This is a genomic window from Streptomyces sp. NBRC 109706 (assembly GCF_000974485.1).
Taxonomy (GTDB): Bacteria; Actinomycetota; Actinomycetes; order Streptomycetales; family Streptomycetaceae; genus Streptomyces.
The window spans coordinates 1-3,495 of record NZ_BBOM01000022.1 but is presented as its reverse complement, the minus strand read 5'-3'; the positions used below and the strand labels follow the sequence as shown (position 1 = coordinate 3,495).

The window sequence follows — 3,495 nt, the reverse complement described above, 5'->3', positions numbered from 1 at the left end:
GCCGGCGCCGCTGGCGAGGACGTCATAGAACCCCTCGACGTCTACCGCGACCGTGCCCTCCGGCGGCCACTCGGACAGGTCGAACGATGGTGCTTGGGGTTCGGAGGGGGCGAGGAAGCCCGAGGCGTGCAGGATCCATGTGTCGGTGCCTTCGGTGCGGGCGTGGATATGCACGGGGCGGTCGCCTGAGGCGTCGGGGGCCTCGACCCGGACCTGCACCTGTGTGCCGCCGGACTCCGGCAGCCCAAGCGGTGCGTGCAGCACCAGCTCGCGGACCTGTCCGCAGCCGACCTCCTGACCGGCCCGCAGCACCATCTCCACCAACGCCGTGCCAGGGACGACGATTTGACCGAGTACAACGTGGTCGGCCAGCCACGGCTGCCCGCTTGTCGACAGCCGGCCGGTCAGTAGCACTCCGTCGCTGTCGGCCAGTACGACCACCGACCCCAGCAACGCGTGCTCGGCACCCGCCAAGCCCAGCGCCCCGACATCCCCGCTGATCAACCCGGGCTGGGGCCAGTACCGTTCCCGCTGGAAGGCATACGTCGGCAGCTCAACAACCCGCCCACCCCAACCAGCAAACACACCCGACCAGTCGACCTCGACACCCACCGTCCACAGACGGCTGATAGCCGTCAGCGCACTCTCGGTCTCCTCCCGGTCCTTACGCAACAACGGGACGAACGTGCCCTCGGCAACGGTCTCCTGGGCCATACCGGAGAGCACCCCGTCCGGACCCAACTCCAGGTATCGCGTGACGCCCATCGCCTCCAGCGCCGCAGCACCATCGGCGAAACGCACCGCCCCACGGACCTGCCTGAGCCAGTACTCAGGATCCTGCAACAACCCCGGCTCGGCCACCACCCCGGTCAGGTTCGAAACGATCGGAATCCGCGCCGGGTTGAACGTCAACCCGGCCAGAACAGTGGCGAATTCGTCCAGCATCGGCTCCATCAACGCCGAATGGAACGCATGCGACACCGACAACACATTGAACCGCCAGCCGCGCTCCCCACACTCGGCCGCGTATCGCTCGATCGCCGCGACATCCCCGGACAACACCACGGACCGGGGACCGTTCACCGCCGCAATATCCAAACCGGAGTCGGCGACGTCGGCTTCGGTGGCTTGGACCGCGAGCATCCCGCCACCCGACGGCAGCGCCTGCATCAACCGCCCGCGCTCCGCCACCAACACACACGCGTCGTCCAGATCGAGAACCCCCGCAACATGGGCGGCGCTGATCTCACCCAACGAGTGCCCCAACAACACATCCGGGGTCACCCCCCAGGACTCGACCAACCGAAACAGCGCGACTTCGAGGGCGAACAACCCTGCCTGCGCCCACCCCGTCTGATCCAGGTCAATGCCGTCGGTCAGGATCTCGCGGAGGGGGTGTTCCAGTCGTGCGTCGAGGCGTTCGCAGATCGCGTCGAAGGCTTCGGCGTAGACGGGGAAGGTCTCGTACAACCCCAACCCCATCCCCGCACGCTGCGAGCCTTGCCCCGTGAAGAGGAACGCCGTCCGGCCCACGCCGGAGACGGAGGAGATGAACGTCGCATCCCCGGTCAGAACCGCGCGGTGTTCCAGCGTGGCCCGCGTGGTGGCCAGTGACCAGCCGATGTCCACCGGGTCCAACTCCGGCCGTTCACCAACGAAGGACCGCAGCCGTGTGACCTGCGCTTGCAGCGCGTTCTCGGTCTTTGCCGATACCACCCATGGCACCAGACCCGACCACCGCAGGGTGGGTTCAGCGACCGGATCCAGTTCCGGTGCTTGTTCGAGGATGACGTGGGCGTTGGTGCCGCTGATGCCGAAGGAGGAGACGGCTGCGCGGCGGGGTCGGTTGGTTTGGGGCCATTCTTGTGGTTCGGTGAGGAGTTTTACCGTGCCGGCTGACCAGTCGATCTGGGGTGAGGGTTCGTCCACATGCAAGGTCGCTGGCATGAGGCCGTGTTGGAGTGCCTTGACCATTTTGATGACGCCGGCGACGCCTGCTGCGGATTGGGTGTGGCCGATGTTGGATTTGATGGAGCCGAGCCATAGTGGGTGGTTTTGGTTTCGGTTTTGGCCGTAGGTGGCGATGAGTGCTTGGGCTTCGATGGGGTCGCCGAGGCGGGTGCCGGTGCCGTGGGCTTCGACGGTGTCGATGTCGGTGGGGGTGAGGTGGGCGTTGGTGAGGGCTTGTTGGATGACGCGTTGTTGGGAGGGTCCGTTGGGGGCGGTGAGGCCGTTGGAGGCGCCGTCTTGGTTGATGGCGCTGCCGCGTATTACCGCGAGTATGTGGTGTCCGTTGCGTTGGGCGTCGGTGAGTCGTTCTAGGAGGAGGAGTCCGGCGCCTTCGGACCAGCCGGTGCCGTCGGCTGCGGCGGCGAAGGGTTTGCAGTGGCCGTCGGTGGCGAGGCCGTCTTGGCGGTTGAATTCGGCGAATATGCCGGGGGTGGTCATGACGGTGACGCCGCCGGTGAGGGCTAGGTCGCATTCGCCGGTGTGGAGGGCTTGGGTGGCCCAGTGGAGTGCGACGAGGGAGGAGGAGCAGGCGGTGTCGATGGTGATGGCGGGGCCTTGGAGGCCGAAGGTGTAGGCGATGCGGCCGGAGATGATGCTGGGGGCGTTGCCGGTGAGGAGGTGGCCGTCGGAGGTTTCGGGGAGTTGGGTGCCGGTGCCGTAGGTGGAGGTGGAGGATCCGATGTAGACGCCGGTTTGGGTTCCTTGGATGTGTGTGGGGGTGATTCCGGCGGTTTCGAGGGTTTCCCATGCGGTTTCGAGCAGTAGTCGTTGCTGGGGGTCCATGGCGAGGGCTTCGCGGGGGCTGATGCCGAAGAGGGTGGCGTCGAATTGGTCTGCGTTGTGGACGAAGCCGCCGAGGTGGGTGTTGTCGGTTTGGGTGAGGGTGTTGGGCCAGCCTCGGTTGGTGGGGAAGGGGGTCATGCCGTCGGTTTGGTTGGCGACGAGGTTCCAGAGTTGTTCGGGTGTGGTGACGTTGCCGGGGAAGCGGCAGGCCATGCCGATGATGGCGATGGGTTCGTTGTGTTGTGTTGTGTTGGTGGGGGTGGGGCGGGATGTGTTTGGGGTGGTGTTGGGTGTTTGGAGGAGTTGTGAGAGGAGGTGGTTGGTGAGGGTGGTGGGGTTGGGGTAGTCGAAGGCGAGGGTGGCGGGGAGGCGTAGTCCGGTGGTGGTGTTGAGTCGGTTGCGTAGTTCGACGGTGGTGAGGGAGTCGAAGCCGAGGTCTTTGAAGGTTTGGTGTTCGCCGATGGCGTCGGTGGTGGTGTGGCCGAGGACGGTTGCGGCGTTGGTTCGGATGAGTTCGAGCAGGATGTGGCGTTGTTGGGGTTCGGGGAGTGTGTGGAGTTGTTGGGCGAGTGCTTGGCCGGCGCCGGTTTGTTGTGCTGCGGTGGTGCGGTGGATTCGGTTGGTGAGGAGGCCGCGGAGTAGGGCGGGGATCTGGGTGGGGTCGGCGGCCCGGATCGCGGTGAGGTCGAGGTTGACGGGGAC

1 protein-coding gene is annotated in these 3,495 nt (G+C 66.0%); it reads right to left on the bottom strand.

What is annotated here, in order from left to right; translation table 11 throughout:
- The coding region (locus AOM46_RS31270) for a type I polyketide synthase (protein WP_158920851.1) at positions 1–3,495 on the bottom strand (3,495 nt) is incomplete at both ends.